The organism is Undibacterium sp. Di26W (genome assembly GCF_049340265.1).
Lineage (GTDB): Bacteria > Pseudomonadota > Gammaproteobacteria > Burkholderiales > Burkholderiaceae_D > Undibacterium.
Genome location: NZ_JBMPOR010000023.1, coordinates 97,030 through 118,209 on the forward strand (window position 1 = coordinate 97,030; position 21,180 = coordinate 118,209).

Here is a 21,180-nt window from a genome sequence, read left to right on the forward strand (position 1 = left end):
GGCGTCTCCTCTTATTTAGCCAAAACTTGCTGGAAGAAGGCGCGTGCTGCAGCGTTGCAGAACGGTGGAACCAACGTGCCATGGTAAGCAGCGGCGACCGCTGAGGCCGGGTCCTGCTTGGCGGCAATGGCTGCATTGATGGCTGCCGTTTTGCTTTGACCAAAACCGACCTTGGCAGCAGCAAACGGATCTGCTGCGCTGGTTGGAGCCGAATCCACGTCCAACACTGTCAAGGCTGCTGCTGGCAAACCTTTGGCCTGGAAGTAACCTGCCGTTGCCTGGGTGCTGGCAAAGAACACGGTAGGATCACCGTTACCACCACACAACATGACAGGTACGGTAGGCACATAGTTACGCAAGTCATTCTTCACACCAGCCTTACGGAAAGGATTGGCAGGCGTACAGTTCAAAGGATCTGCAGGATTGACGTTGCAAGGATTTTTCTGCGCATCAGCCAGATAGGTGTTGCGATAGCTGGTTTTCACCAGGTTACCGTCACCGAAGAACACAGCAAAGGCAGCAGATGATGGGCCTGGCAAAGAATCCTTGGCAAACATCGCATACGCTGGCAACTTGCCTGTCGTGAACAGGTCATTGAAGGTCAGCGCGCCTGGCAACAAAGTTTCGATGCCGGTTGCGTATTTGTCTTCGAAGACTTCATTCGGGTTGGTATACAAACCGCCATAGGATTTTTGCCAACTGGTCGTGATCAAAGGAATGAACACCGTACCACCCGCATTCGGGCTACCGGCAAACGTTGCGTCACCCAACAGGGACATGGCGTAAGGGCCGGACATACCTGCCAGGGCAGTTACTTTGAATTCAGACGCATAGGTAGTCTGCATCGCGCGCTGCGTTGCCATCGCCACGTGGCCACCTTGAGAATAGCCGCTGATGACCAGCTTGCCAGAATCCTGCGCACCGATAGTACCGAATGCCTTGCGTGCAGCACGCAGGGAATCCACCATATCGTTGGCTTGCTGTTCGGCATTCAGGTAAGGATGGTAGCTCAATGCCGATGTATCGTAACCGGCATAGTTAGGCGCAACCACGATGAAGCCTTGCGCGGCATACATGGCTGCCAGCAGGATAGCTTCCGAGTTATCACGCAGATTAGCCATATTGAAGGACTTTTCTACTGTCGTGCCATGCGCATACAGCAACACTGGACGTGGGCCGGTACAGGCAGCATCCGTGCCGGACGGCACCATGATGGCGCCAGTCGCATCAGTCGCTTCGTTGGCGCCGCCAACCGTGGTGTACTTCATATAGTAAGTACTGATTTCGCACTTCGGTGCGCCGGTGATCTGGGTCAGACCAGGTTTTGCCGCATCCAGCGAAGCCTTGAAGACCACTGGATCAAGCTTGGTCAATGCTGGGCCACTCGCCTGAGGAATAGGCACCAGGACAGGGGGATTGGCAACCAGCGTACCACGCGCAGGTGTTGTATCGATTGTTGGACCAGCACTACCACCGCCACCGCAAGCCGAAAGAACGGCAGCCGAAAGCAGACCCAGCGCTATATGGATTTGACGCATTATTGTCTCCTGTTAAGTATTTTTTTTACAAGTCAGTAGAACCACCGACGTTCAAAAATAAAATGGAACGAGCGTTCTAAAACTCAGTGAGTAGTATGTCATTTACGCAATTTGCTGAATAGCGAAAATTTCATATCTAGAGTAAACACTCTTAAAATTCTGATTGAATTTGGTGCAAAAACTGCCTACGCGTACCAAATACAACACAAGGCGTAATTTTAATGTCTGTTGAGAGAAAAACAAGAGATCATTTCACTCATTTCATCAAATGCGATGCCCCCTCAGGACCATCACGGAAATGAATCATGGTTGAGTTTGTCTTTACAAACACGAAGGAATGCTGACTGCCATGAGCCTATAAAAGTTCATTTTAAGAACGCATTTTATTTTTTGCGTTGCAGCATAGAAAGCTTGCGAAGGCATTAGGTTTTTCAGAATTGTATCTGGGCACACTAACCCGCTGGCACAGGTATTGATACAATGAAACATTGCACGGAAAAATTAATCGCAACTTCAGGATCACAATGAATTCAATCGTCATTTTTAACGTGACACAAGCGGGATATAAATCCTATCTGTTTCCGGCCACTGGGCTCATCGCAGTCGCAACAGGACTTTATTATCTCTACCTTCATTTTTCCATTCGTCCCCGCGAACTGCCGGCGTAAAAGAAAGGGGTAAAAACGAAGAATCATTTGATGTCGGAGATACGCATTTCTCGTACTCATCCCACATTATCACCGCTGGCTACAACACAACTGTAGATCAAGGCGGGCTAATGAGAGAAGGCTTGCATGTCAGGATTCATCGTTGTGCTCTGGGTATTGCCCGGCTAGAAATCGTCGAAAATGCCACGATGAAGAATTAGCAAAGTGTGGATGGCAGTTATTACTTCGAGGCACGGCATACGAATGTTTAAGCAAAGCTAGCACAATCCCCCATATGTATGTAGCCGTATCTACATACCCGTTCAGTTTTTTTCAATCAAGTAAACACTATAAATATGCGAGCACTTGACGATGACGAGTATGCCAAAGTTTGGGATAATTTCGATAAAACATTCTCTTTTCGTCCTTCAGTTAAGGGCCCGTTTCCAGCGATAACTGAACCTAAAGACTCAATTACATTTTTGCTGGCACATGACTACGACGACGCATTGCTCGACGAACTTGAAAATGCTCTTTTCCAAGCCTTTCTCGACTGTGGATATGCGTCAAAAGAAGTCTATTATCTTGATTGGCAGCACACATGCTATGCCATCACAATTAATGAAAATAATGATTCCTGGATGCCGGGTTTTCCAGATGGCGACTATGCTATCTTGCTTTCAAAAGATATGAGCGTCGGCACTTTCGGACATCCTTGGGAATACAGCATTTGCATTTTTGGTGAGTCTTTCGTCAAGGCCATCATTAAGCACAAGCCTGCTATTTTTCAGAAAGTCATCCGAAACCCTGGTTGCTACAGTGTCGAATGAAATTTCAAAAAAAATGACCGCTACAATATCATTGCCCTTGTAACACTAAACAACTTGGCCCTGACTAGACACAAAAATGATCTCCATTCGCTTCAACACAAACAAATTCGATGTTACGTTGGAACGTCCAAATCCGATCAATCCGATTCATGGCGAATCCTTGCTTATATGGTTGCGCGAACAAGCTATGCCAGGTGTCGAAGTCAGCGAACCCGGTGCAGAAGATTGGGGATGGTATTCGTACGTTGACTGGAAAGGGAGAGCCTACTTGCTGGGGAGTACAAGTACATCAGAAGGTGAGAATGGAGAGCGTGAATGGGTATTACTGTTTGAAAAACAGCACACGTTAAAAGAAAAATTGTTGGGCCGGGCAAAAATGACGAAGGACGATGCATGTATGCATTTTTTCAAAGAACTGTTGGAGCGAGAGCCCGCCTTTTCAAACATGAGTGAAGATGACCATTAGAGTCGGCTGCATTTAAATAAATACTTTTTTTACCATCTGTCCCCCTAACCTGGCCAAGGTAATTTGTATGTTCACACCTGAATTTATCAATCATGCAAAAAACGAATATGTGCTCTTTGCCAACCACAATCTTGAAAACCAGGACGCAATCAATTTAAGTGTGCAGTACAACAAGGCACGCATCGCTTTTGGTGCTACACACCTGCCTCCGCACATGAAATCATGTCGTATCATTTATGATATCCGGGGTCAGTCGGTATCGAGCTTGGCAATTGATGAAATTATCCAGGCACTAGCTGCACTTTGTACGGTGGAGTTCAAACGATAATGGGTATCCAGGTCATTGTAAAAGCCAAAGTGGCTAGCGATATTGAGTCTGCGCTTGGGGACATCGCATCAGAATGCGAAATTTTTCCTATCGACAGCACAAGCTGGGGCATTTCCATTCCGGCGAAGCTCATTGAAGCCATTGGCGAAAAAAATATCAGGAGAGCCTTGGAAAAGCTCGATCATTTTGATCTATGGGCTGGCGTATGGACATCGACAAAACCAAGATGGAAATTCTGGTAAACGTGGTTTTTAATCCAAATCTCAAATCCTTGGTCTGCATAAAAATCTCGTATGACGCTTCTCACTGTACAACGCCAGACCGGCACGCCCACAAACTCAGCGCGGTATCCATACTTGCCTACCCCACCAGAAAATTCAATCCCCCCGTTTAGCCAACCAAGCATCCACAGAAAATTTACCTGAGCCAAAACTGACCAGTACCAGTAACAAGATGCCCCAGTAAAAATGGGCGTTGATGGCGGCGGGACATTCGAGCATGAATAAGGCAGGGTAAGAAATCACAGCCATGGCGTTGACGGCAAACAGGGCAAGTGCTGTGGGGCGGGTGAAGATGCCGACGACCAGCAGGACAGGCAAGACTAGCTCGCCCCCTGCCCCCATCCAGGCGGCGAGTTCGGGCGGGATGACGGGGACCATGTATTCTTCCCGGAACAGGGAAAGCGTGGCGGACCAGTCAGAGACTTTGACCAAGCCAGCTTTAAAGAATTGCCAGCCCACATAAATTCTGAGTGCCAGGCATAAAACAGAGCCGGCCCAGAGATTCAGGTTCTGGTCAAAACGGCGGCTTAAAGTATGAACGTATTGCAGGATGTACATTGAGATTCTCCAGTTTTTTTAACTCCTGCAACTTAGTCAGACCAGCAGCCGTATCCTTACAGACTATCGTCAGAAAATCTGACTTTGGTAAACAACCCTGCATGAAACCAGGCTTGTACATTACTGCTGATATCAAAATCACAGTCGGCATTAACTGCTGCTTCCAATGCCTCAGACAAGCTTGCACCTGCCCGCAGTGCCTGCAAGGCCAGGTATGCTGGCTGCTGAATTTCTGTCAGCTCTACCGACCACTGTGTGCGCAAGATCAGTCCATAACTGCTGTGCCGGATGTTGTTGGGAAACCCTGTCTGTGTTCCGGGTTGATGCGCCAGCCAGATAGCGACTGTCGCCCAGTCTGATGCATGCAGGCCAAAGGCCGGATGCAATTCAAATCTGGCTTGCTGTAAATCCTGGCCGGTCTCACCAACCAATTGCACCAGTGCTGGCAGGCTCATGCTATCTGCATCGGCGGCATAATAAGCGCGATGGATTTGCCATTCCAGCTCAGCCACATCAGAAAAATAAGGGTAATCGGCGGCATCTGGCGTCTGCGTCAAAAACGCTGGCAAGCGTGCGCCAAAATCATTCAGGTCACCGGATTCAGAAGGAAAGCTGCGCCCGAAGCTGCGTGCCATTTGCGCAAAATAGTCTTCGCCAACCAGCGCATGCAATACCGGATAGGCATTGCGTAAGGCGGCGGTCCAGATGGCAGTCAGGTTGCCACGGTACAAAGCCAGGCGGTCATCCTGCGCTGGATGCGCAGCAAACAGCTCACCAGCATCAGCGGCATCAGTTGCAGCTTCGGGCTGCAACAAGGCTGCAGCAAATTGCTGCTGTATCTGGGCGAGTGCAGAAGCACTCATGATGCTGAAAATTTCATGGAATGATGATACCGATGCCGGATTTCGCCGGCCTTGGCAGCCTCGTCCAGCAATACTGGCAAGGCAGGGATTGCCGTATCCCACTCTATCAATACCGGGATATCGGCAGGCAGCAATTGACAGGCGTGCGCATACAAATCCCAGACCGGGCTGGCAACCTGGCTACCATGATCATCGACCAGGCATATATCGGTCTGCAAATGGCCCGCCAGATGAATTTCACCGATCGCGCCGGGCGGCAATGCTGCCATGACATGCAAAGCATCCAGCGCGCTCTCGCCGTGATTGGATTGGTTCACATACAGGTTATTGATATCCAGCAGCACGCCACAACCGGTGCGGCTGACCAGTGCAGCTAAAAATTCAGCCTCGGACATATCATCGCGCGCAAAGCGCACATAGGTCGATACGTTCTCTATAAGTATCTGGCGCTGCAACAGCATTTGTAGCTGATCAACACGCTCGCATACCAGATCGAGCGCGCTTTGCATCAAGGGCAAAGGCAAAAGATCATTCAGGTGATGCCCAGCGATTGCGCCCCAGCATAGATGTTCGGATACCAGGTCTGGCTCGGTGCGTTCGACCAGGCGTTTGAGTTTATCCATATGTGCTGCGGCAAACCCCTGGGCTGATCCCAGGCCCATGCCGACGCCGTGCAGGCTGAGCGGATAATCACGGCGCAATGTCTGCAACACATGCAGATCATAGCCACCGTCACCAAAATAATTTTCTGAATGCACTTCCAGCCAGTCAATATCCACAGGCGCATTCAGAAAATCACGATAGTGCAGGCTACGTAAACCCACGCCCACCCCTTGCAGGGTGGGCGTGGGCATGGCGTGTAAACGGGCGGTATCAGTCAATATCATTCCAACCCGTCAAAAAAACAGCCGTCAAGTGTAATCAGGATTTAGGCGCATCCAGTTTGCCGCCCATTTTTTCGCAGGTACCCGCTGGTACTTTTTTCCATTCTGCTGGATCATTGTCTTTTTTACCCTGACCAGCGCAAGAGTGACTGCCGGATTTGGTCGCGCAGTCATTCTGACCTGCTTTTGCAATACCAAAGCATTTTTCTGTTTTTACTGGCTCTGCAGCCATTGCTACGCTTGTGCCAAGCAAACCAGCCAGTGCTACTGCAACCATTGCCTTGTTATTCATTGTCTTCTCCTGAAAAAGTAAAACGTCCCACAGCGGGAAAAATTAAGAACTACAGCCTGTAAGTCGATACAGAAACGGCAAACTTACAAAAACTTTGAAAAAATTTTCATAAAACCGGACCTGCATCACAATATACGTTGAACTGGTTTGTTTGGATTCAAGCTATAGTCAGAATATCGTACTATCTTATTACTTTTTTTCAAGAAAAACTTTTTTCATGCTTAACATCATCCAGCAATTGGGCACCAGCATCACGGATTTGTCAGAAGAACGCATCAATATCCGCCAATTTTGTCAGCTATGGCGTGCGCAAACAGATTTGCTGACAAGCTTGCCGGCCCAATTTGCCGAAGTGATGGAAAATTTGCTGGGCAGGATGGAAGCCAGCAGCCTGTTCACCGAAGAAAGCTGTTCTTTTAGTCAGGCTGACCTGACGGCGCAACTGCGTATCTGGTTAGATAAAGCCCAACGAGCCATAACGCGCCCGCAGAAATAGTGTAAGCTGCGCCCCTTTTTACTAGAACTCATTTCATCAATAAGGATGAGTTCTACCATTCGTAGGAGTTGTTATGCAAAAACTGAGTTTTAGCCTGGAAGGCGAATACGTAGAGTTGAACCAGTTGCTGAAACTGGTCGGGCTGTGCGAAAGCGGCGGTGCCGGCAAGATCATCGTCGCCAGCGGTGATGTCAGCGTCGATGGCCAGCAAGAACTGCGCAAGACTGCCAAGATCCGTGCGGGTCAATTGGTCAGCCTTGGCGATATTGAAATCCGGGTTCAGGCAGGTTGAGCCTGTCCCTGGTCGTCCGTTTGGTGCGTCTGGTCGGGTAACTGCGTGGCCTGCCCTGCGGCCATAAAGCGCGCCAGCATATTGTCCATGGTATCGACATGATGCTCAAACCATAGTGGCAACTCTTCTGCCAGGCGGGCCGCCAGGTCTGTTTCACCCAAGGCGACACGGCGCCTGACTTCCTGCATGACTTCCAGCACGGCCTCATGCTCTTGCCTGTGGCAGCCGACAGGCGGAAAGGCCGTTTCTTCCATCCAGCGGTTTTCCTGCTCGAAATGGTCGATGGAATGCGCGATCAGGGCATCCAGCCGGTTCAGGAAGGTATCCGGATTATCTTCAGACAGGGCAGCACACAATTCCACGAATTCTTTGTGTGTCTCGTCCATAGGTTCATAACTGAGGCTGAGGCGGTCGGACCAGCCCCAAGAATTTTGCTCCATGCTTTTTCCTGAAATCGATGCTGGCCCAGATTATCGCTGATCAGCGCCAAGCTTGCTTGCGCCCTATCAGCTCATCCAACAAATATCCACCAAAAACAAAGCGCGCCGATGGCGCGCCTCTTGATTCAAACACATCCCGCAATGAATACAAATTAATGCAGCCAATACCACCCTGACTACATCAGCTTCATGCCGTCGTGTTGATATTGCGACCCAGATTGGGCGGCAAGTTGGCAACAGATTTATTGTCGGGTACTGCTTCGATCAGTGCAGTTGCACTTTCGGCAGCAATGTCATTTGCTTTTTTTAATACAGCAATACTCACCGCCTGGCTGGTACCCACATCTGCCAGCGTTGTTGCCACATTGGCTATTCCAGTCACATCCATGACAATTCTCCTTATCTGTCTACCGATAGTAACGGCAGCTTTAAGGTAATTCTTTAGGCTTGTTTGCGCTTTTTTTCAACAAGTTGTTCTGCATCGCAGCAAGCAGCCAGTCCAGCACCTGCTGTGACTGATTCAAATCCAGCCATGCCAGCCCTGCCCGCAGATTGGCCGGCGCGGGTATATCGGACGCCACCGCCAAAATATAGACGTCGTGCGGATAAATGGCCGGCTTGCCAAGTGCGGGGCGATGCACTTCCAGCTTGGGGATGGCTTCCCACTTATACCCTTCCACCAGCGTCAGATCGGCTGGCGACATGCGCAACAGCAAGTCGCTGAGTGGTGGCTCGGCTTCTTCACGCAACTCACGTGTGATGACATAGCGGTAGGGTGACGCCAGCAATACCTCGGCGGCACCCGCCAAACGCAGCCTTGCACTGTCTTTCTGGGGTGGTTCAATGATGATGTCGTGATGACTGTGCTTGACGATGTTGATCTGTTTGCCAGACGCTGCCAATTCCTTTACCAGGTATTCCAGCAGGCTGGTTTTACCACTGCCCGACCAGCCTATGACACCAAGTAGTTGTCCCTGCATATAAACAGCACTCCATTAAGTTCATAAAAGCGTTCAAACACGCTCTTGTAACCGACAGCTTAGCAAAATTCTGCTTTACCAAGAACAAAGACAATTTTCAAACTTAGATCCATATCAAAAAACAATGTTGTCCGACATCATATAACAATGTATAGTTTTCCAATTTTGTATCTCGGCTCCGGCATGGCTTGCGACACCAAGTACATGCCAAGCCATAAATTTTTTGCAACTGGAAACCGTATGACTGCATTGAAGTCACCATCCTCACCGAACTCACCATCAGGCAACAACAATACCGGCAGCTCCACACGTGTGCGTTGGAGTATTTTGCTGATCTTGTTCGTAGTCACCACGATTAATTATGCTGACCGGGCCTCTATTTCCATTGCCGGCCCGGAATTAAGCAAGACCCTGGGTCTGTCATCGGTAGAGATGGGGTATATCTTCTCTGCATTTGCCTGGTCTTATGTCCTGGCGCAAATACCCGGCGGTTGGCTACTTGACCGCTTTGGTTCAAAAATAACTTACTTTTTCAGTATCTTTCTTTGGTCGTTTTTTACGCTCATGATGGGAACCGTTGGCTTCCTTTCCGGGGCGGCGGCAATCACCTTACTGTTTGCTCTACGCTTACTGGTCGGGGCGGCTGAAGCACCCTCTTTTCCTGGTAACAGCCGTATCACTTCGGCCTGGTTTCCAGTCAGTGAACGTGGGTTGGCGGCAGCAATTTTCAATTCGGCACAGTACTTTGCCACTGTGATTTTTGCCCCCTTCATGGGATGGGTGGTGCATAACTGGGGTTGGCAAAGCGTGTTCTATGTCATGGGTGTATTAGGCATCGTGATGGCGTTCATTTGGCTGTTCACCATTTATGATCCCAAAAATCACCCCCGCATCAGCACTGAAGAACTGGACTTCATCAAAGCTGGTGGTGCCCTGGTGGATCTTGAGACTGTTCACCAGTCGCCACAAGCAAACCGCATCGATACGTTTTCCATCATCAAACAATTGCTGTCAAACCGCATGCTGTTAGGTGTGTACATTGGTCAATACTGCATCAATACCCTGACCTATTTCTTTTTGACCTGGTTCCCGGTCTACCTCGTCAAGGAAAGACACATGACCATCCTCAAAGCGGGCTTCGTTGCCGCCATACCGGCAATTGCCGGTTTCGCTGGCGGAATGTTGGGTGGCTTCATTTCTGACCGCATGATCAAATCCGGTGTGTCGCTCTCCATATCAAGAAAAACCCCTATCGTCGCAGGCTTGCTGTTGTCCACGAGCATGATGCTGTGCAATTTCATTACCACCGATGAACTGGTGATCGCTATCATGTCACTGGCATTTTTTGGCAAAGGGATAGGCGCGCTTGGCTGGGCTGTCGTATCAGATACCTCACCCAAAGAAGCTGGCGGTTTGAGTGGCGCCTTGTTCAATACCTTTGGTAATGTCGCAGGTATTACTACACCGATCGTGATTGGATACATTCTTCAGGCCACAGGCTCATTCGCGGGCGCACTGGTGTTTGTGGCAGCCAATGCGGCGGTCGCTATATTTTGCTACCTGGTCATCGTTGGCGAGATCAAGCGTGTCACATTTGACACTGCTGCAAACCAGAATCCTGTCCCGCCGTTGAATTAGCAAGACTTGTTTGCACGCCGGGATTCAGCCAGATGCTGTTTCCCGGTCCATCCAGGTTTATCCCACCAAACCAGCCACGCGCTAAGCTTGCCTTTTCTGGATCAGGGAAAAAAATCATAACCAAATCACCTTTAAATATAACCAAATGATGCATCGTCATTGCGGCGTAACATTCTCATGACAGAATTGTTGCATTGCAATCAACAACAGGTTATTCAGGATGATTTCTTTCCTCAGGCAATGCATCATTTGCGTTTGCTTATTTTCGGGCATTTTTAGCACGCCAGCCCAGGCTCAGGGCAATGTGATCATTATCGGCCAGGCCATCGACTTATCAGGGCCAAATGGCAGTATAGGTCGCGACTATGTCGCCGGTATCACGACTTATTTTGACAGTATCAATGTTGCAGGCGGAGTAGGTGGACGTCGCATCAAATATCTGGTGCGTGATGATCAGGGTCTGCCGGCACAATCGGCCCAGGCAGTGACTGAGCTGATAGAAAAAGACAAGGCCGAATACCTGCTGGGCGGCATAGGCGCGGCAGTCACTGATGCCGTACTGGCTGCACCAAAATTTGCACAAAGTGGGCAAACCCTGTTTGCGCCGCTGGTAGCTTCGGTAAAAAATTACAATTCCCGCGTCCTGTTCTGGCGTCCTAGCCCTGAACAAGAGATGCAATACATATTTTCCTATTTCGATAAATTAGGTATTAAAAGTGTAGGCATCGCGGTGCAGGATTCTGCGCTGAATCAGGACATGTACCAATACGTGGTTGCCGAACTGCGCAAACGCAATATGTTGATGAGTGGCGTCGTCCACATCAGCGGCCCGGCAGCAGATATGGCCAGAGAATCCGCAGTGCTGGCCAAAACCAACCCGGGCATTGTGATTGCCATTTCCGACACGCTGGGTACCGGGATTTTCCTGAAAGAATTCAGGAAGTATGCACCACGTACTTTTGTCGCCGGCATGTCCCTGATCAATCTGGATCGTCTGGCAGAAGTAGCCGGACCTACCGCGCTGGAGTGGACAGTATTTTCCCAGGTCGTGCCCAATCCCCTGAGCAAGAAATCGCCCATACAGATGGACCATAGCAATATGATGAAAAAATTCAGGGATGAAGATTTGTCGTCACTGACTTTTGAAGGCTTCATGGTCGCCAAGACGCTGGTCAAGGGTATACAAATGGCCAAACCAGGACGCGATGCCGTGCAGTCACTGGCCGCACAAAAGAGCATCATTGATCTGGGCGGCATTACTGTCATGCCATCCGATGGCACTCATCGCATGTCCAGTTTTGTAGACATGGCGCTGTTCCGTAAAGGTGGCGGCTTGTTGTTCTGATTAGTTCTGATTGTTGCTGGAACAGTCAAAAGAAAAAACCTCACTTACAATTGCAAATGAGGTTTTTTCATGTTCAGGAAAGCTAAGGCTAACCGCTATTGCGCAAGCCGGCAGCAATACCGTTGATGGACAAATGTATGCCGCGGCGCACGCGCTCGTCTTCATCTCCGTTGCGATAACGCTCCAGCAATTCCACCTGCACATGGTTCAAGGGTGACAGGTAAGGGAAGCGGTTACGTATCGAACGTGCCAGCAATGGATTGGCTGCCAGCAATTCGTCCTGACCGGAGATAGCCTTCAATATCGCGATCGTCGCTTCATGTTCGGCCTGTATGCGCGGGAAGATGCGGTTACGCAAAGATTCATCTTTCACCAATTGTGCATAACGGCTGGCAATGCCGATATCGCTCTTGGCCAGTACCATTTCCATATTCGACAACACCGTCGTGAAGAACGACCATTCCTTGAACATGGCCTGCAAGGTTTGCATGCCGGTATCCGGGTGCGCTGTCAGATAGCTTTGTACAGCGCTGCCAAAACCAAACCAGCCCGGCAACATCAAACGGCATTGTGACCAGCTGAATACCCAGGGTATGGCACGCAAGTCTTCTATCGCTGTCGATTTTTTACGTGATGCAGGTCGGCTACCGATGTTCAGACCGGCGATCTCGGAAATCACGGTCGATTCCCAGAAATACTGTTCAAAGCCTTCGGTTTCATACACCAGATTACGGTAAGCCTTGAAGGCATGGTCAGACAATTCTTCCATGGCCGACAAAAATTCAGGCTTGGGTGCCGTTTCGGTATATGCCAGCAAACTGGCTTCCATGGTGGCCGCAGCCAGTACTTCAAGATTGCGGCGACCGACTTCGGGATTGCCATATTTGGCCGTGATTACCTCACCCTGCTCGGTCAGACGGATTTGCCCCTGCACGGCACCGGCAGGCTGCGCCAGGATAGCCTGGTAACTGGGGCCACCACCGCGGCCAACCGAACCGCCGCGCCCATGGAACAGGCGCAGACGCACCTGATGTTTGGCGAATACTTCCACCAGATCCAGTTCAGCCTTATACAATTCCCAGCCCGAAGTCAAAAAGCCGCCATCCTTGTTACTGTCCGAATAACCGAGCATCACTTCCTGCGCATTATGGCGACTGGTCAGCAAACGCGCATAGGCCGGTATGCCAAACAACCTGTCCATGACGGGGGCACTATTTTGCAGATCACCAATGGTTTCAAACAGCGGGATGATGTTGACATCAACACGCCCTTCAGCCGGATGCAGCAAGCCTGACTCTTTCAGCAGCAAGGCCAGTTCCAGCATGTCAGACACGCCATCGGTTTTGGAGATGATGCAATTCGGTACCGCACCTTTGCCATAGCGTTGTTGTGCCGTACAGGCGGCACGGTAAATCGCCAGTTCAGACTGGGTTTCTTCAGAATACGTCAGGTAAGGTGACGCCAGTGGGCGGGCCGAACTGATTTCCTTGATCAAGACCTCGATGCGCTGGTCTTCATTCAAATCCAGGTATTTCAATTCAGGATTGGCCGCCTGCAATAGCTCGGCGACCACACGTTCATGTACATCTGAATTTTGACGCAAATCCAAGGGGGCCAGGTAAAAGCCAAAGACTTTGACTGCACGGCGCAAGTGGCGCAAACGGCCACGCGTGATCGCTGCAGAACCATTCGCATGCAAGGAATAATGGACAATATCCAGATCAGCCACCAGTTCTTCCGCAGTTGCATAGGGCTCGGCAAGGCCGCTGGGATGAATCACCGGTTCAAGATCAAGCAATTGCTTGTACGTGGCTGCCAGACGTGCATAGACGCCACTGATTGCCAGGCGATAGGGTTCATCCGCACGATGCGGTGAATGATCGGGTGAACGTTCTGCCAGCGCCAGCAAATCATCCGACACCTTGACCAGCAGATTGGCCATCGACAATTGCGAGCCCAGGGTATGCAATTCTTCCAGATAAAATTTGAAAGCGCGGGCCGCCTGCATGGCCAGGGTTTTTTCCAGCACAGTGGCAGTCACGAAAGGATTGCCATCGCGGTCGCCACCTATCCAGCTACCCATTTTCATGAAGCTGGGCAATTCATGTTGCGCGAACGTGGCATCCTTGCTGGCCAATAAATCTTCCAGACCGGCATACAGGTGCGGCAACTCACGCAGGAAGGTGTAGTCATAAAAACTCAGACCATTTTCCACCTCGTCCAGCACCGACAGTTTGGAAGTGCGCAGCATGCGTGTCTGCCACAGCGTCAATACGGCACGTCCAATTGCCTCTTCATTGGCGGCAGATTCTTCCGGCGTCAATTGCATGCGGTCGCGCTCATCCAGCAAACGCGTAATCACCATCTGACAATTCAAGATACTCTTGCGCTGCACCTCAGTAGGATGGGCAGTCAATACCGGGAACACTTGTGCTGTCTGGAAAAAATCCAGCAATTGCTGGCTGCTGTGGCCGGTGTTGTACAGCGCTTCTATCGTGTGCGCCAGACTGCCCTGGCGCGGCGCGGAACCCGCAATCAGGTGGGCACGGGTACGGCGTATGTGATGCTGGTCTTCTGCCAGGTTGACCAGATGTGAAAAATAACTGAAAGCGCGTATGACTTGTGTGGTCTGGTCGTTGGTCAGCGTATCCAGTGTGGTTTCCAGTTCGGCACGTGCGGCTTCATCAGCATCACGGCGGAAGCGTATGGAATTCTGGCGCACCTGTTCGATCAGGTCGAACACTTCATCGCCATGCTGGTTTCTTACCGTATCGCCTAAGATACGCCCCAGCCTGCGTATGTCTTCCCGCAGGCTCTGGTCTTTGTCGTCGCTGATATCGTTCATTTTTAATTGTGGATGTAGGTGGGCGTTCATGCTGACAAATTCTACGGTAAGGATAAAATCGGAATGATGAAAATTCTTGTGCTCTTGACTGAGACCATATATCTGGCAATAGTTTTGCAACTTCAGCACGCAGCGCTACAGAGTGAACATCTGCCAGGACGACAAGCACACGCCATAATCTGACACTTGATATATCAAACTAGCTGAGGCTTGCTTACAACAAATGCCTGTGTGCAGACCAGCACGAAGGACATATTGCCCTAAGAACCTGTTTGCGATCTGTAGCGAGCGAGCGTCAGCGGGGTGAAGAGCAGCGCAAAAAGCGGAATGTACTCTAAGTACATGAGCATTTTGAGCAGCGCATGAGCCCCGATCACGCTCGCGCAGTAAGATCGCAAACAGGTTCTAAGCAGCCTTCTTCAGCTTATGGCTGCGACCCACTGCCTGCAATAAACCCTTGGTTGAGCTATCGTAATCTTCCTTGACTGCGCCTGGATCAAGGCTGATCAATTGCTGTGCCAGGGACTTGCCCAGTTCCACTCCCCATTGATCGAAGGCATTGATATCCCAGATCACGGATTGCACAAACACCTTGTGTTCATACAAGGCAATCAATGCACCCAAAGACCGTGGTGTCAAAGAATCCAGCAAGACGGTAGAGGTTGGGCGATTGCCTTCAAACACGCGGGGGGCCAATACTTTTTCTGGCAAGTCTCCCAGTTCTGCGCGCACTTCTTCCATGCTCTTGCCCCAGGCCATGGCCTTGGATTGGGCAAAGCAATTCGCCAGCAGCGCCTGGTTGTGGCCGGGCAAACCGGCATCATCATCTGCCACCACGATAAAGTCGGTAGGGATGATGGTTGCCCCCTGATGCAGTAACTGGAAGTAAGCATGCTGGCCATTGGTGCCGGCTTCACCAAACAGGATGGGTGACGTGGTGTAATCAACCCGTTGACCTTCACGCGTGACTGACTTGCCATTGCTTTCCATTTCCAGCTGTTGCAAGTAAGCTGGCAGACGTGTCATACGTTGATGGTAAGGCGCAATCGACAAGGCTTGCAGGCCGAGGAAATTGATATTCCATACACCTATCAAGGCCATCAACACTGGCAGATTCTGTTCCAGCGGTGCCTGGGCGAAATGCAAATCCATTTCATGCGCACCGGCCAGCATTTCTTCAAAACGATCTGCGCCCACGTAGAGCGCAATCGACAGACCAATCGCACTCCACATCGAATAACGGCCGCCAGCCCAGTTCCAGAACGGGAACACATTTTCAGGGGCAATACCAAAATCCGCTGCGGCCTTGACGTTGGTGCTGAGTGCCACGAAATGCTGGCGTATCTGATCAAGCGGGCAACCGTGCGACAACATCCATTCGCGCGCCGTGCGGGCATTGGTCAATGTCTCCATGGTGGCAAAGGTTTTTGATGCCACCACAAACAAGGTCGTTTCCGGGTCTGCATTCGCCAGCGCATCCGCCACGTGGCGGCCATCAACGTTAGAAACAAAATGCAGTGACAGGTTTTTTTGTGACCAGGGTGCCAACGCAATACAGGCCATCTGCGGCCCCAGGTCGGACCCGCCGATACCGATATTGACGATGGTACGTATGGCTTTGCCGGTGTAGCCCAACCAGCGCCCTTCCCTTACCGCATCACTGAAGCTGCGCATCTGCGCCAGCACCAGATGCACATCCGCCGCAATATTGTCGCCGTTTAAATCAAAAGCTTCTCCTTTGGGCAGGCGCAAGACCGTATGCAGAACAGCGCGATTTTCCGTCTGGTTGATTGCTTCACCACGCAACATGGCATCCCGCCTCGACTCCACATCCTGCTGCCTGGCCAATGCCAGCAAATTCAGTTTGGCAGTCGTGTCTATGCGTTGCTTGGAATAGTCGAGCATGATGCCGCAGGCGGACGCAGAAAAATGCGTAAAACGCTGCGGATCAGCACGAAACAATTCTTTCAGACTGGGCATATTGGTGGCACGTTGCTGCAACAAACACCAGAGCGGGGTACGGGAAACGGAAGTAGCCATGATCTTGCTTAATTTGCGAAAAGTGATTTACAAAAACTGCTAAAACATATCTGCTAAAACATATCAAACAGTACAAATGCAGCGCTAACCCTAGCCCGCATTCTTGACAATATTTACTTCTTGCCAGCTGCGGCTGCCGCTGCTGCCAGCACACCTATGGCGGCCCAGTCACCGGCATTGATCAGTGAAGCCGGACACATCCATGATCCGCCTACGCACAAGATATTTGATTGCTGCAACAAGGTCGGCGTCGCTTCCACGGTCACGCCACCTGTCAGGCAAAACTTCACATCAGGGAAAGGGCCGCCCAAAGCCTTGGCCATCTTGGTGCTGCCTACGATGTCCGAAGGAAAGAGTTTGACAACATTAAAGCCATGTTCCAGCGCCAGCATCAAATCACTGGCACCGCCGACGCCCGGAAAATACGGCAAGCCGGAATCAGCCGCAGCCTTGGCCAATACCGGCGTGATACCAGGGCTGATACCAAAGGCAGCGCCTGCCGCCTTGACCGCGTCCAGTTGCACCTGCGTCAGTATCGTGCCGGCACCCACAGTCACTGTCGGGCAAGCCTTGACGACTTCACGCAATACCGTCATGGCATTTGGTGTGCGCAGGGTGATTTCCACCGCTGGCAAGCCATTTTCTGCCAGGGTTGTGACACAGCGTATCGCCTGATCCACATCATCGGTGACCAGTATAGGCAGCACGCGGATTTGTTCGAGCTGGGCGATGATATTGCGCTTGCTCATGCTGATATTGAGGCTCATGATGTTGTTTCGCTTTCAGAAATAGTTATCTAAGTTTCCGGCATTAGTCAATGAACAGTGTGGATGCACCATGTTCTGGCGCAGTCACGACACGGCGTTGCGCGGCGAACAGGTCACGGCCATAACCAAAGGTCGGTTCCTTGCTGAGTTCACGTGCGGCGCGCTGGGCCCAGACATCGGCATCCACCAAGGCACGCAATTCGCCGGTATGCACATTCAACTCCACCAGATCACCGTCACGTACTTTGCCCAGCGGGCCACCTTGCGCCACTTCAGGACTGACATGCAATGCCGCCGGCACTTTGCCGGATGCACCGGACATGCGGCCATCCGTCACCAGTGCCACCTTGTAGCCAGCCGACATCAGGCTGCCCAGCACAGGGGTGAACTGATGTAGCTCAGGCATGCCATTCGCCTGCGGCCCCTGGAAGATCACCACCGCAACAAAATCCATATTCAGCTCGCCCGCTTTGTACGCCTTGACCAAAGCATCCTGCGATTCAAACACCTTGGCTGGTGCCTTGATGATCCACGCATCTTCAGGCACAGCAGAGGCCTTGACGATGGCTCGCCCCAGATTGCCATGCAATAAACGCAGGCCACCGGTAGGTGCAAATGGATCAGTCACATTACGCACCACCGTGGTATCAGTCGACTCTGCCGGTAAGGCTTCCCATCTGACCTTGCCTTCGTCGGTCAATACCGGGCGACTGGTGTGTGAGTTCAAACCGTCACTACCAAACACGGTCATGACATCCGCATGCATGAGACCGGCGGACAAGAGTTCACGGATCACAAAGACCGGGCCACCGGCATCTTCAAAGGCATTTACATCGGCAGTACCATTAGGATAAACACGCGTCAGCAAGGGGATGACCGATGACAGTTCATCAAAATCCTGCCAGTCGATGATGATGCCGGCAGCGCGGGCAACTGCAATCCAGTGGATAGTGTGATTGGTGGAACCACCGGTTGCCAGCAGGGCGATAACGGCATTGACGATGGTTTTTTCATTGACCAGTTGACCGATAGGCTTGTAGTTGCCGCTTTGTTCTGTCAACTGCAGGACACGCTCCACCGCGGCATCGGTCAGGACACTACGCAAAGGGTCAGACGGATGTATGAAGGCCGCACCGGGCAAATGCAGGCCCATGGCTTCCAGCAACATCTGGTTGCTGTTGGCCGTGCCATAGAAAGTACAGGTACCGGCACTGTGATACGCCGCGCTTTCTGCAGCCAGCAATTCTTCCTTGGTGGCCTTGCCTTGCGCATAGCGTTCACGCACAGCCGCTTTTTCTTTATTCGACAAGCCAGAACCCATCGGGCCTGCCGGTATAAAAATGGTTGGCAGATGACCAAAGGCCAAGGCACCGATCAGCAGGCCAGGCACGATCTTGTCGCAAATACCCAGGCACAGGGTCGCGTCAAACGCATCATGCGACAAAGCCACCGCAGTCGCCTGGGCGATCACGTCACGCGAAAACAAAGACAACTCCATACCAGGGCGACCTTGCGTCACACCATCGCACATTGCAGGTACTGCGCCTGCCACCTGGGCAGTACCGCCAAAGCGCAGGGCTGTGTGGCGTATCTGTGCCGGATAGTTTTCATACGGCTGATGCGCCGACAACATGTCATTATAGGCAGTGACGATGCCGATATTCGGTTTTTGTGCCTGGTTGAGCCAGATCTTGGTGCCACTATCCATGGCCGCATTGGCGTGCGCCTGATTGGCACAAGACAGGCTGGCACGACGCGGGCCGCGACCACGCATATGTTCCAATTGGGAAAGATAAGCACTGCGCAAGGTTTTGCTGCGCTCGGTAATGCGCTGTGTGACCTTGTCGATAACTGGGTGCAAGCTAGTGGATGGGGATGTCGTCATATAAACACCTGAGGCCCAAAAGGGCGAAAATAAGAAAGCTTTGGCAATACTGATGCAATACCAATAAAGATAGCATAAATCCTGATTTTTTGTAACAAACTTTCAGTATTTCATTAATTAGCTGTTTTTTTTGGCAAAAACATCAAATTTACCGTAATGAAACTACATTTCTGAATATTTTCTGGCATAATCAGGATAAGCCACTATCATCAATGTAGTACCAATGTAGTACATATATCGCAACACACAGCGACACGTCTGTATTACACCCAACATACCAACCGACACAACACGGAGTCAGCATGACCACATTTGTCTTATTCGGCGGCACTGGCGATCTTGCCAAGCGCAAGATCATCCCTGCTTTGTATAGCGCATTTGTGAATGGCAGGCTGGACCAGAACTTCAAGTTCATTGGTGCTGCCCGTGAAAAATTGTCGGATGAAGAATTCCGTGTGCGTGTCGCTGCCGCCATAGAATCGTATGCCGCCAATGTTGACGGTGCGACGGAAGAAAAACGCGCCGCCTTTCTGGCGACCACCCATTATTCAAAAATCGATGCCCGCATCCCGGATGATTTTGCGGCATTGAAAGGCAACCTGCATACCAGCACTGAAAACGCTACTCTGTTCTACCTGGCGACTGGTCCGGATATTTTTATTCCCGTGGTTGAACAATTATCCAAGCATGGCCTGGTTGAAGGCAATGCCCGCGTGGTAGTCGAAAAACCGCTGGGTCGTGATGCCCAGTCAGCCAAAGAAATTAACCAGTCCCTGCGCAGCTACCTGAACGAAAACCAGATTTACCGTATCGACCATTATCTGGGTAAAGAGATGGTGCAAAATCTGCTGGCACTGCGTTTTGCCAATTCCTTCCTTGAACCATTGTGGAACCGCAAGTGGATACAGGATGTACAAATTTCCATCTCTGAACAGGTGGGCGTGGAATCACGTGGCGATTTCTATGACCATACTGGTGCCCTGCGCGACATGGTACAAAACCATTTGCTGCAACTGGTGTCCATCGTCGCCATGGAACCACCAGTGAATGCCAACCCGGATGCCATCCGTGATGAAAAAGTAAAAGTCTTGCGCGCCCTGCACAAGTTCACGCCAGATGAAGCCAGCAAGAAAACCGTGCGCGGCCAGTACCGTGCCGGTGCGGTCGATGGCAAACCTGTCATCGCTTACCAGAATGAACCAGGCGTACCGCCAGCATCGCGCACAGAAACCTTTGTCGCCATACGCGCCGAGATAGACAACTGGCGCTGGGCTGGCGTGCCCTTTTACCTGCGTACCGGCAAACGCATGGCCAGTCGCAGTGCTGAAATCACGATTAATTTCAAACCGATTCCTTACTCCATTTTTGGCAAGTCACAAGGGCCTTTGCGTTCGAACCGCCTGGTGATTTCGCTGCAGCCGGAAGAAAGCGTACAACTGTACATGAAGGCCAAAGAGCCAGGCGAAGGCATACGCCTGTCGGACGTGGCCCTGAATCTGGACTTTGCCGAAGTATCGAATTCACGCCGCGTGGAATCGTATGAGCGCCTGTTGCTGGACGCCATGCATGGTGACCTGACCCTGTTCGTACGTGATGATGAACTGAGCGCTGCCTGGGCTTGGATAGACCCGATCATGAGCGCCTGGAAAAACGATAGCGAAGGCTTGAAGTCTTACATCGCCGGTAGCTGGGGGCCTTCTGCTGCCAGTTATCTGCTGGCCCAGCACGGCGCTGCCTGGGGCGAAGAATTCGTGGAAAGTTAAGC

General features: G+C 51.2%; 21 protein-coding genes. 9 read left to right on the forward strand and 12 right to left on the reverse strand.

Annotated elements, in window-relative coordinates; all coding sequences use genetic code 11:
• Positions 1-11: 11 nt before the first annotated feature.
• On the reverse strand, positions 12-1,538 hold the full coding sequence (locus ACO0LM_RS22620; protein ID WP_423040161.1) for an alpha/beta hydrolase family protein: 1,527 nt from the start codon (positions 1,536-1,538) through the stop codon (positions 12-14).
• Positions 1,539-2,541: 1,003 nt separating this feature from the next.
• Between ACO0LM_RS22620 and ACO0LM_RS22625 the strand changes: the two genes are divergently transcribed.
• The 4 genes from ACO0LM_RS22625 (at position 2,542) to ACO0LM_RS22640 (ending at position 4,051) form a co-directional block, all read left to right on the forward strand.
• Positions 2,542-3,015, forward strand: coding sequence for a DUF2716 domain-containing protein (locus ACO0LM_RS22625; protein WP_423040165.1), 474 nt, complete (start codon positions 2,542-2,544; stop codon positions 3,013-3,015).
• Between the two features lie 76 nt (positions 3,016-3,091).
• The gene (locus ACO0LM_RS22630) at positions 3,092-3,481 is read left to right on the forward strand and encodes a hypothetical protein (protein ID WP_423040167.1); all 390 of its coding nucleotides are present in this window, start codon (positions 3,092-3,094) and stop codon (positions 3,479-3,481) included.
• Between the two features lie 67 nt (positions 3,482-3,548).
• Positions 3,549-3,809 carry a hypothetical protein gene (locus ACO0LM_RS22635; RefSeq protein ID WP_423040169.1) on the forward strand — a complete coding sequence of 87 codons (261 nt, stop codon included), beginning with the start codon at positions 3,549-3,551 and terminating at the stop codon, positions 3,807-3,809.
• Positions 3,809-4,051: a hypothetical protein gene (locus tag ACO0LM_RS22640; protein ID WP_423040171.1), complete on the forward strand. Its 243-nt coding sequence runs from the start codon at positions 3,809-3,811 to the stop codon at positions 4,049-4,051. The genes ACO0LM_RS22635 and ACO0LM_RS22640 overlap by 1 nt, the downstream gene beginning before the upstream one ends.
• A 135-nt stretch (positions 4,052-4,186) precedes the next feature.
• Here the strand turns inward: ACO0LM_RS22640 and ACO0LM_RS22645 are convergent, their stop codons facing one another.
• Genes ACO0LM_RS22645 through ACO0LM_RS22660 form a run of 4 tightly spaced genes read right to left on the reverse strand, consistent with a single transcriptional unit; the run spans position 4,187 to position 6,687 of the window.
• The gene (locus ACO0LM_RS22645) at positions 4,187-4,648 is read right to left on the reverse strand and encodes a DoxX family protein (protein ID WP_423040173.1); all 462 of its coding nucleotides are present in this window, start codon (positions 4,646-4,648) and stop codon (positions 4,187-4,189) included.
• 56 nt (positions 4,649-4,704) lie between these two features.
• Positions 4,705-5,511 carry a putative DNA-binding domain-containing protein gene (locus tag ACO0LM_RS22650; RefSeq protein WP_423040175.1) on the reverse strand — a complete coding sequence of 269 codons (807 nt, stop codon included), beginning with the start codon at positions 5,509-5,511 and terminating at the stop codon, positions 4,705-4,707.
• A complete protein-coding gene (locus ACO0LM_RS22655; protein WP_423040177.1) occupies positions 5,508-6,398 on the reverse strand; it encodes a DUF692 domain-containing protein in 891 nt (296 codons plus the stop codon). The genes ACO0LM_RS22650 and ACO0LM_RS22655 overlap by 4 nt, the downstream gene beginning before the upstream one ends.
• Before the next feature lie 34 nt (positions 6,399-6,432).
• The gene (locus tag ACO0LM_RS22660; RefSeq protein WP_423040179.1) at positions 6,433-6,687 is read right to left on the reverse strand and encodes a DUF2282 domain-containing protein; all 255 of its coding nucleotides are present in this window, start codon (positions 6,685-6,687) and stop codon (positions 6,433-6,435) included.
• Positions 6,688-6,904: 217 nt separating this feature from the next.
• Between ACO0LM_RS22660 and ACO0LM_RS22665 the strand changes: the two genes are divergently transcribed.
• Together ACO0LM_RS22665 and ACO0LM_RS22670 are read left to right on the forward strand one after the other, a co-directional pair.
• Positions 6,905-7,183 carry a hypothetical protein gene (locus ACO0LM_RS22665; protein WP_423040181.1) on the forward strand — a complete coding sequence of 93 codons (279 nt, stop codon included), beginning with the start codon at positions 6,905-6,907 and terminating at the stop codon, positions 7,181-7,183.
• Positions 7,184-7,256: 73 nt separating this feature from the next.
• The gene (locus ACO0LM_RS22670) at positions 7,257-7,475 is read left to right on the forward strand and encodes an RNA-binding S4 domain-containing protein (protein WP_423040183.1); all 219 of its coding nucleotides are present in this window, start codon (positions 7,257-7,259) and stop codon (positions 7,473-7,475) included.
• Here ACO0LM_RS22670 and ACO0LM_RS22675 read toward each other — a convergent pair.
• The 3 genes from ACO0LM_RS22675 to mobB form a co-directional block, all read right to left on the reverse strand.
• Positions 7,463-7,915 (reverse strand): hemerythrin domain-containing protein, encoded by a 453-nt coding sequence (locus ACO0LM_RS22675; protein WP_423040185.1) that lies wholly within the window; start codon positions 7,913-7,915, stop codon positions 7,463-7,465. The two genes, ACO0LM_RS22670 and ACO0LM_RS22675, sit on opposite strands and share 13 nt — an antisense overlap.
• A gap of 187 nt (positions 7,916-8,102) precedes the next feature.
• Positions 8,103-8,303, reverse strand: a complete 201-nt coding sequence (locus ACO0LM_RS22680; protein ID WP_422987943.1) for a YjfB family protein — start codon at positions 8,301-8,303, stop codon at positions 8,103-8,105.
• 40 nt (positions 8,304-8,343) lie between these two features.
• Positions 8,344-8,895 (reverse strand): molybdopterin-guanine dinucleotide biosynthesis protein B, encoded by a 552-nt coding sequence (gene mobB / locus ACO0LM_RS22685; RefSeq protein ID WP_423040187.1) that lies wholly within the window; start codon positions 8,893-8,895, stop codon positions 8,344-8,346.
• Between the two features lie 240 nt (positions 8,896-9,135).
• Here mobB and ACO0LM_RS22690 point away from each other — a divergent pair, with 240 nt between their 5' ends.
• A complete protein-coding gene (locus ACO0LM_RS22690) occupies positions 9,136-10,533 on the forward strand; it encodes an MFS transporter (RefSeq protein WP_423040189.1) in 1,398 nt (465 codons plus the stop codon).
• A gap of 304 nt (positions 10,534-10,837) precedes the next feature.
• Positions 10,838-11,878, forward strand: coding sequence for an ABC transporter substrate-binding protein (locus ACO0LM_RS22695; protein ID WP_423040191.1), 1,041 nt, complete (start codon positions 10,838-10,840; stop codon positions 11,876-11,878).
• 88 nt (positions 11,879-11,966) lie between these two features.
• On the opposite strand, the gene ppc is transcribed toward ACO0LM_RS22695, so the two are convergent.
• From ppc to edd, 4 genes are all read right to left on the reverse strand, one after another.
• The gene (gene ppc / locus ACO0LM_RS22700) at positions 11,967-14,753 is read right to left on the reverse strand and encodes a phosphoenolpyruvate carboxylase (RefSeq protein ID WP_423040193.1); all 2,787 of its coding nucleotides are present in this window, start codon (positions 14,751-14,753) and stop codon (positions 11,967-11,969) included.
• Positions 14,754-15,128: 375 nt separating this feature from the next.
• A complete protein-coding gene (gene pgi / locus ACO0LM_RS22705; RefSeq protein ID WP_423040195.1) occupies positions 15,129-16,763 on the reverse strand; it encodes a glucose-6-phosphate isomerase in 1,635 nt (544 codons plus the stop codon).
• 113 nt (positions 16,764-16,876) lie between these two features.
• Positions 16,877-17,530 carry a bifunctional 4-hydroxy-2-oxoglutarate aldolase/2-dehydro-3-deoxy-phosphogluconate aldolase gene (eda, locus tag ACO0LM_RS22710; protein WP_423040197.1) on the reverse strand — a complete coding sequence of 218 codons (654 nt, stop codon included), beginning with the start codon at positions 17,528-17,530 and terminating at the stop codon, positions 16,877-16,879.
• Positions 17,531-17,573: 43 nt separating this feature from the next.
• A complete protein-coding gene (edd, locus tag ACO0LM_RS22715; protein ID WP_423040199.1) occupies positions 17,574-19,415 on the reverse strand; it encodes a phosphogluconate dehydratase in 1,842 nt (613 codons plus the stop codon).
• A gap of 302 nt (positions 19,416-19,717) precedes the next feature.
• On the opposite strand from edd, the gene zwf reads away from it, so the two are divergent.
• Positions 19,718-21,178 carry a glucose-6-phosphate dehydrogenase gene (gene zwf, locus ACO0LM_RS22720; RefSeq protein WP_423040202.1) on the forward strand — a complete coding sequence of 487 codons (1,461 nt, stop codon included), beginning with the start codon at positions 19,718-19,720 and terminating at the stop codon, positions 21,176-21,178.
• Positions 21,179-21,180: the final 2 nt, after the last annotated feature.

What these genes read in the sequence shown, in the direction of transcription:
- ACO0LM_RS22675 (WP_423040185.1), bottom strand. Translation starts at nt 7,915, where the DNA reads ATGGAGCAAAATTCTTGGGGCTGGTCCGACCGCCTCAGCCTCAGTTAT.
- ACO0LM_RS22650 (WP_423040175.1), bottom strand. Translation starts at nt 5,511, where the DNA reads ATGAGTGCTTCTGCACTCGCCCAGATACAGCAGCAATTTGCTGCAGCC.
- ACO0LM_RS22660 (WP_423040179.1), bottom strand. Translation starts at nt 6,687, where the DNA reads ATGAATAACAAGGCAATGGTTGCAGTAGCACTGGCTGGTTTGCTTGGC.
- ACO0LM_RS22670 (WP_423040183.1), top strand. Translation starts at nt 7,257, where the DNA reads ATGCAAAAACTGAGTTTTAGCCTGGAAGGCGAATACGTAGAGTTGAAC.
- ACO0LM_RS22625 (WP_423040165.1), top strand. Translation starts at nt 2,542, where the DNA reads ATGCGAGCACTTGACGATGACGAGTATGCCAAAGTTTGGGATAATTTC.
- ACO0LM_RS22690 (WP_423040189.1), top strand. Translation starts at nt 9,136, where the DNA reads ATGACTGCATTGAAGTCACCATCCTCACCGAACTCACCATCAGGCAAC.
- edd (WP_423040199.1), bottom strand. Translation starts at nt 19,415, where the DNA reads ATGACGACATCCCCATCCACTAGCTTGCACCCAGTTATCGACAAGGTC.
- mobB (WP_423040187.1), bottom strand. Translation starts at nt 8,895, where the DNA reads ATGCAGGGACAACTACTTGGTGTCATAGGCTGGTCGGGCAGTGGTAAA.
- ACO0LM_RS22630 (WP_423040167.1), top strand. Translation starts at nt 3,092, where the DNA reads ATGATCTCCATTCGCTTCAACACAAACAAATTCGATGTTACGTTGGAA.
- pgi (WP_423040195.1), bottom strand. Translation starts at nt 16,763, where the DNA reads ATGGCTACTTCCGTTTCCCGTACCCCGCTCTGGTGTTTGTTGCAGCAA.
- ACO0LM_RS22645 (WP_423040173.1), bottom strand. Translation starts at nt 4,648, where the DNA reads ATGTACATCCTGCAATACGTTCATACTTTAAGCCGCCGTTTTGACCAG.
- zwf (WP_423040202.1), top strand. Translation starts at nt 19,718, where the DNA reads ATGACCACATTTGTCTTATTCGGCGGCACTGGCGATCTTGCCAAGCGC.
- ACO0LM_RS22680 (WP_422987943.1), bottom strand. Translation starts at nt 8,303, where the DNA reads ATGGATGTGACTGGAATAGCCAATGTGGCAACAACGCTGGCAGATGTG.
- ppc (WP_423040193.1), bottom strand. Translation starts at nt 14,753, where the DNA reads ATGAACGCCCACCTACATCCACAATTAAAAATGAACGATATCAGCGAC.
- eda (WP_423040197.1), bottom strand. Translation starts at nt 17,530, where the DNA reads ATGAGCCTCAATATCAGCATGAGCAAGCGCAATATCATCGCCCAGCTC.
- ACO0LM_RS22620 (WP_423040161.1), bottom strand. Translation starts at nt 1,538, where the DNA reads ATGCGTCAAATCCATATAGCGCTGGGTCTGCTTTCGGCTGCCGTTCTT.
- ACO0LM_RS22640 (WP_423040171.1), top strand. Translation starts at nt 3,809, where the DNA reads ATGGGTATCCAGGTCATTGTAAAAGCCAAAGTGGCTAGCGATATTGAG.
- ACO0LM_RS22635 (WP_423040169.1), top strand. Translation starts at nt 3,549, where the DNA reads ATGTTCACACCTGAATTTATCAATCATGCAAAAAACGAATATGTGCTC.
- ACO0LM_RS22655 (WP_423040177.1), bottom strand. Translation starts at nt 6,398, where the DNA reads ATGATATTGACTGATACCGCCCGTTTACACGCCATGCCCACGCCCACC.
- ACO0LM_RS22665 (WP_423040181.1), top strand. Translation starts at nt 6,905, where the DNA reads ATGCTTAACATCATCCAGCAATTGGGCACCAGCATCACGGATTTGTCA.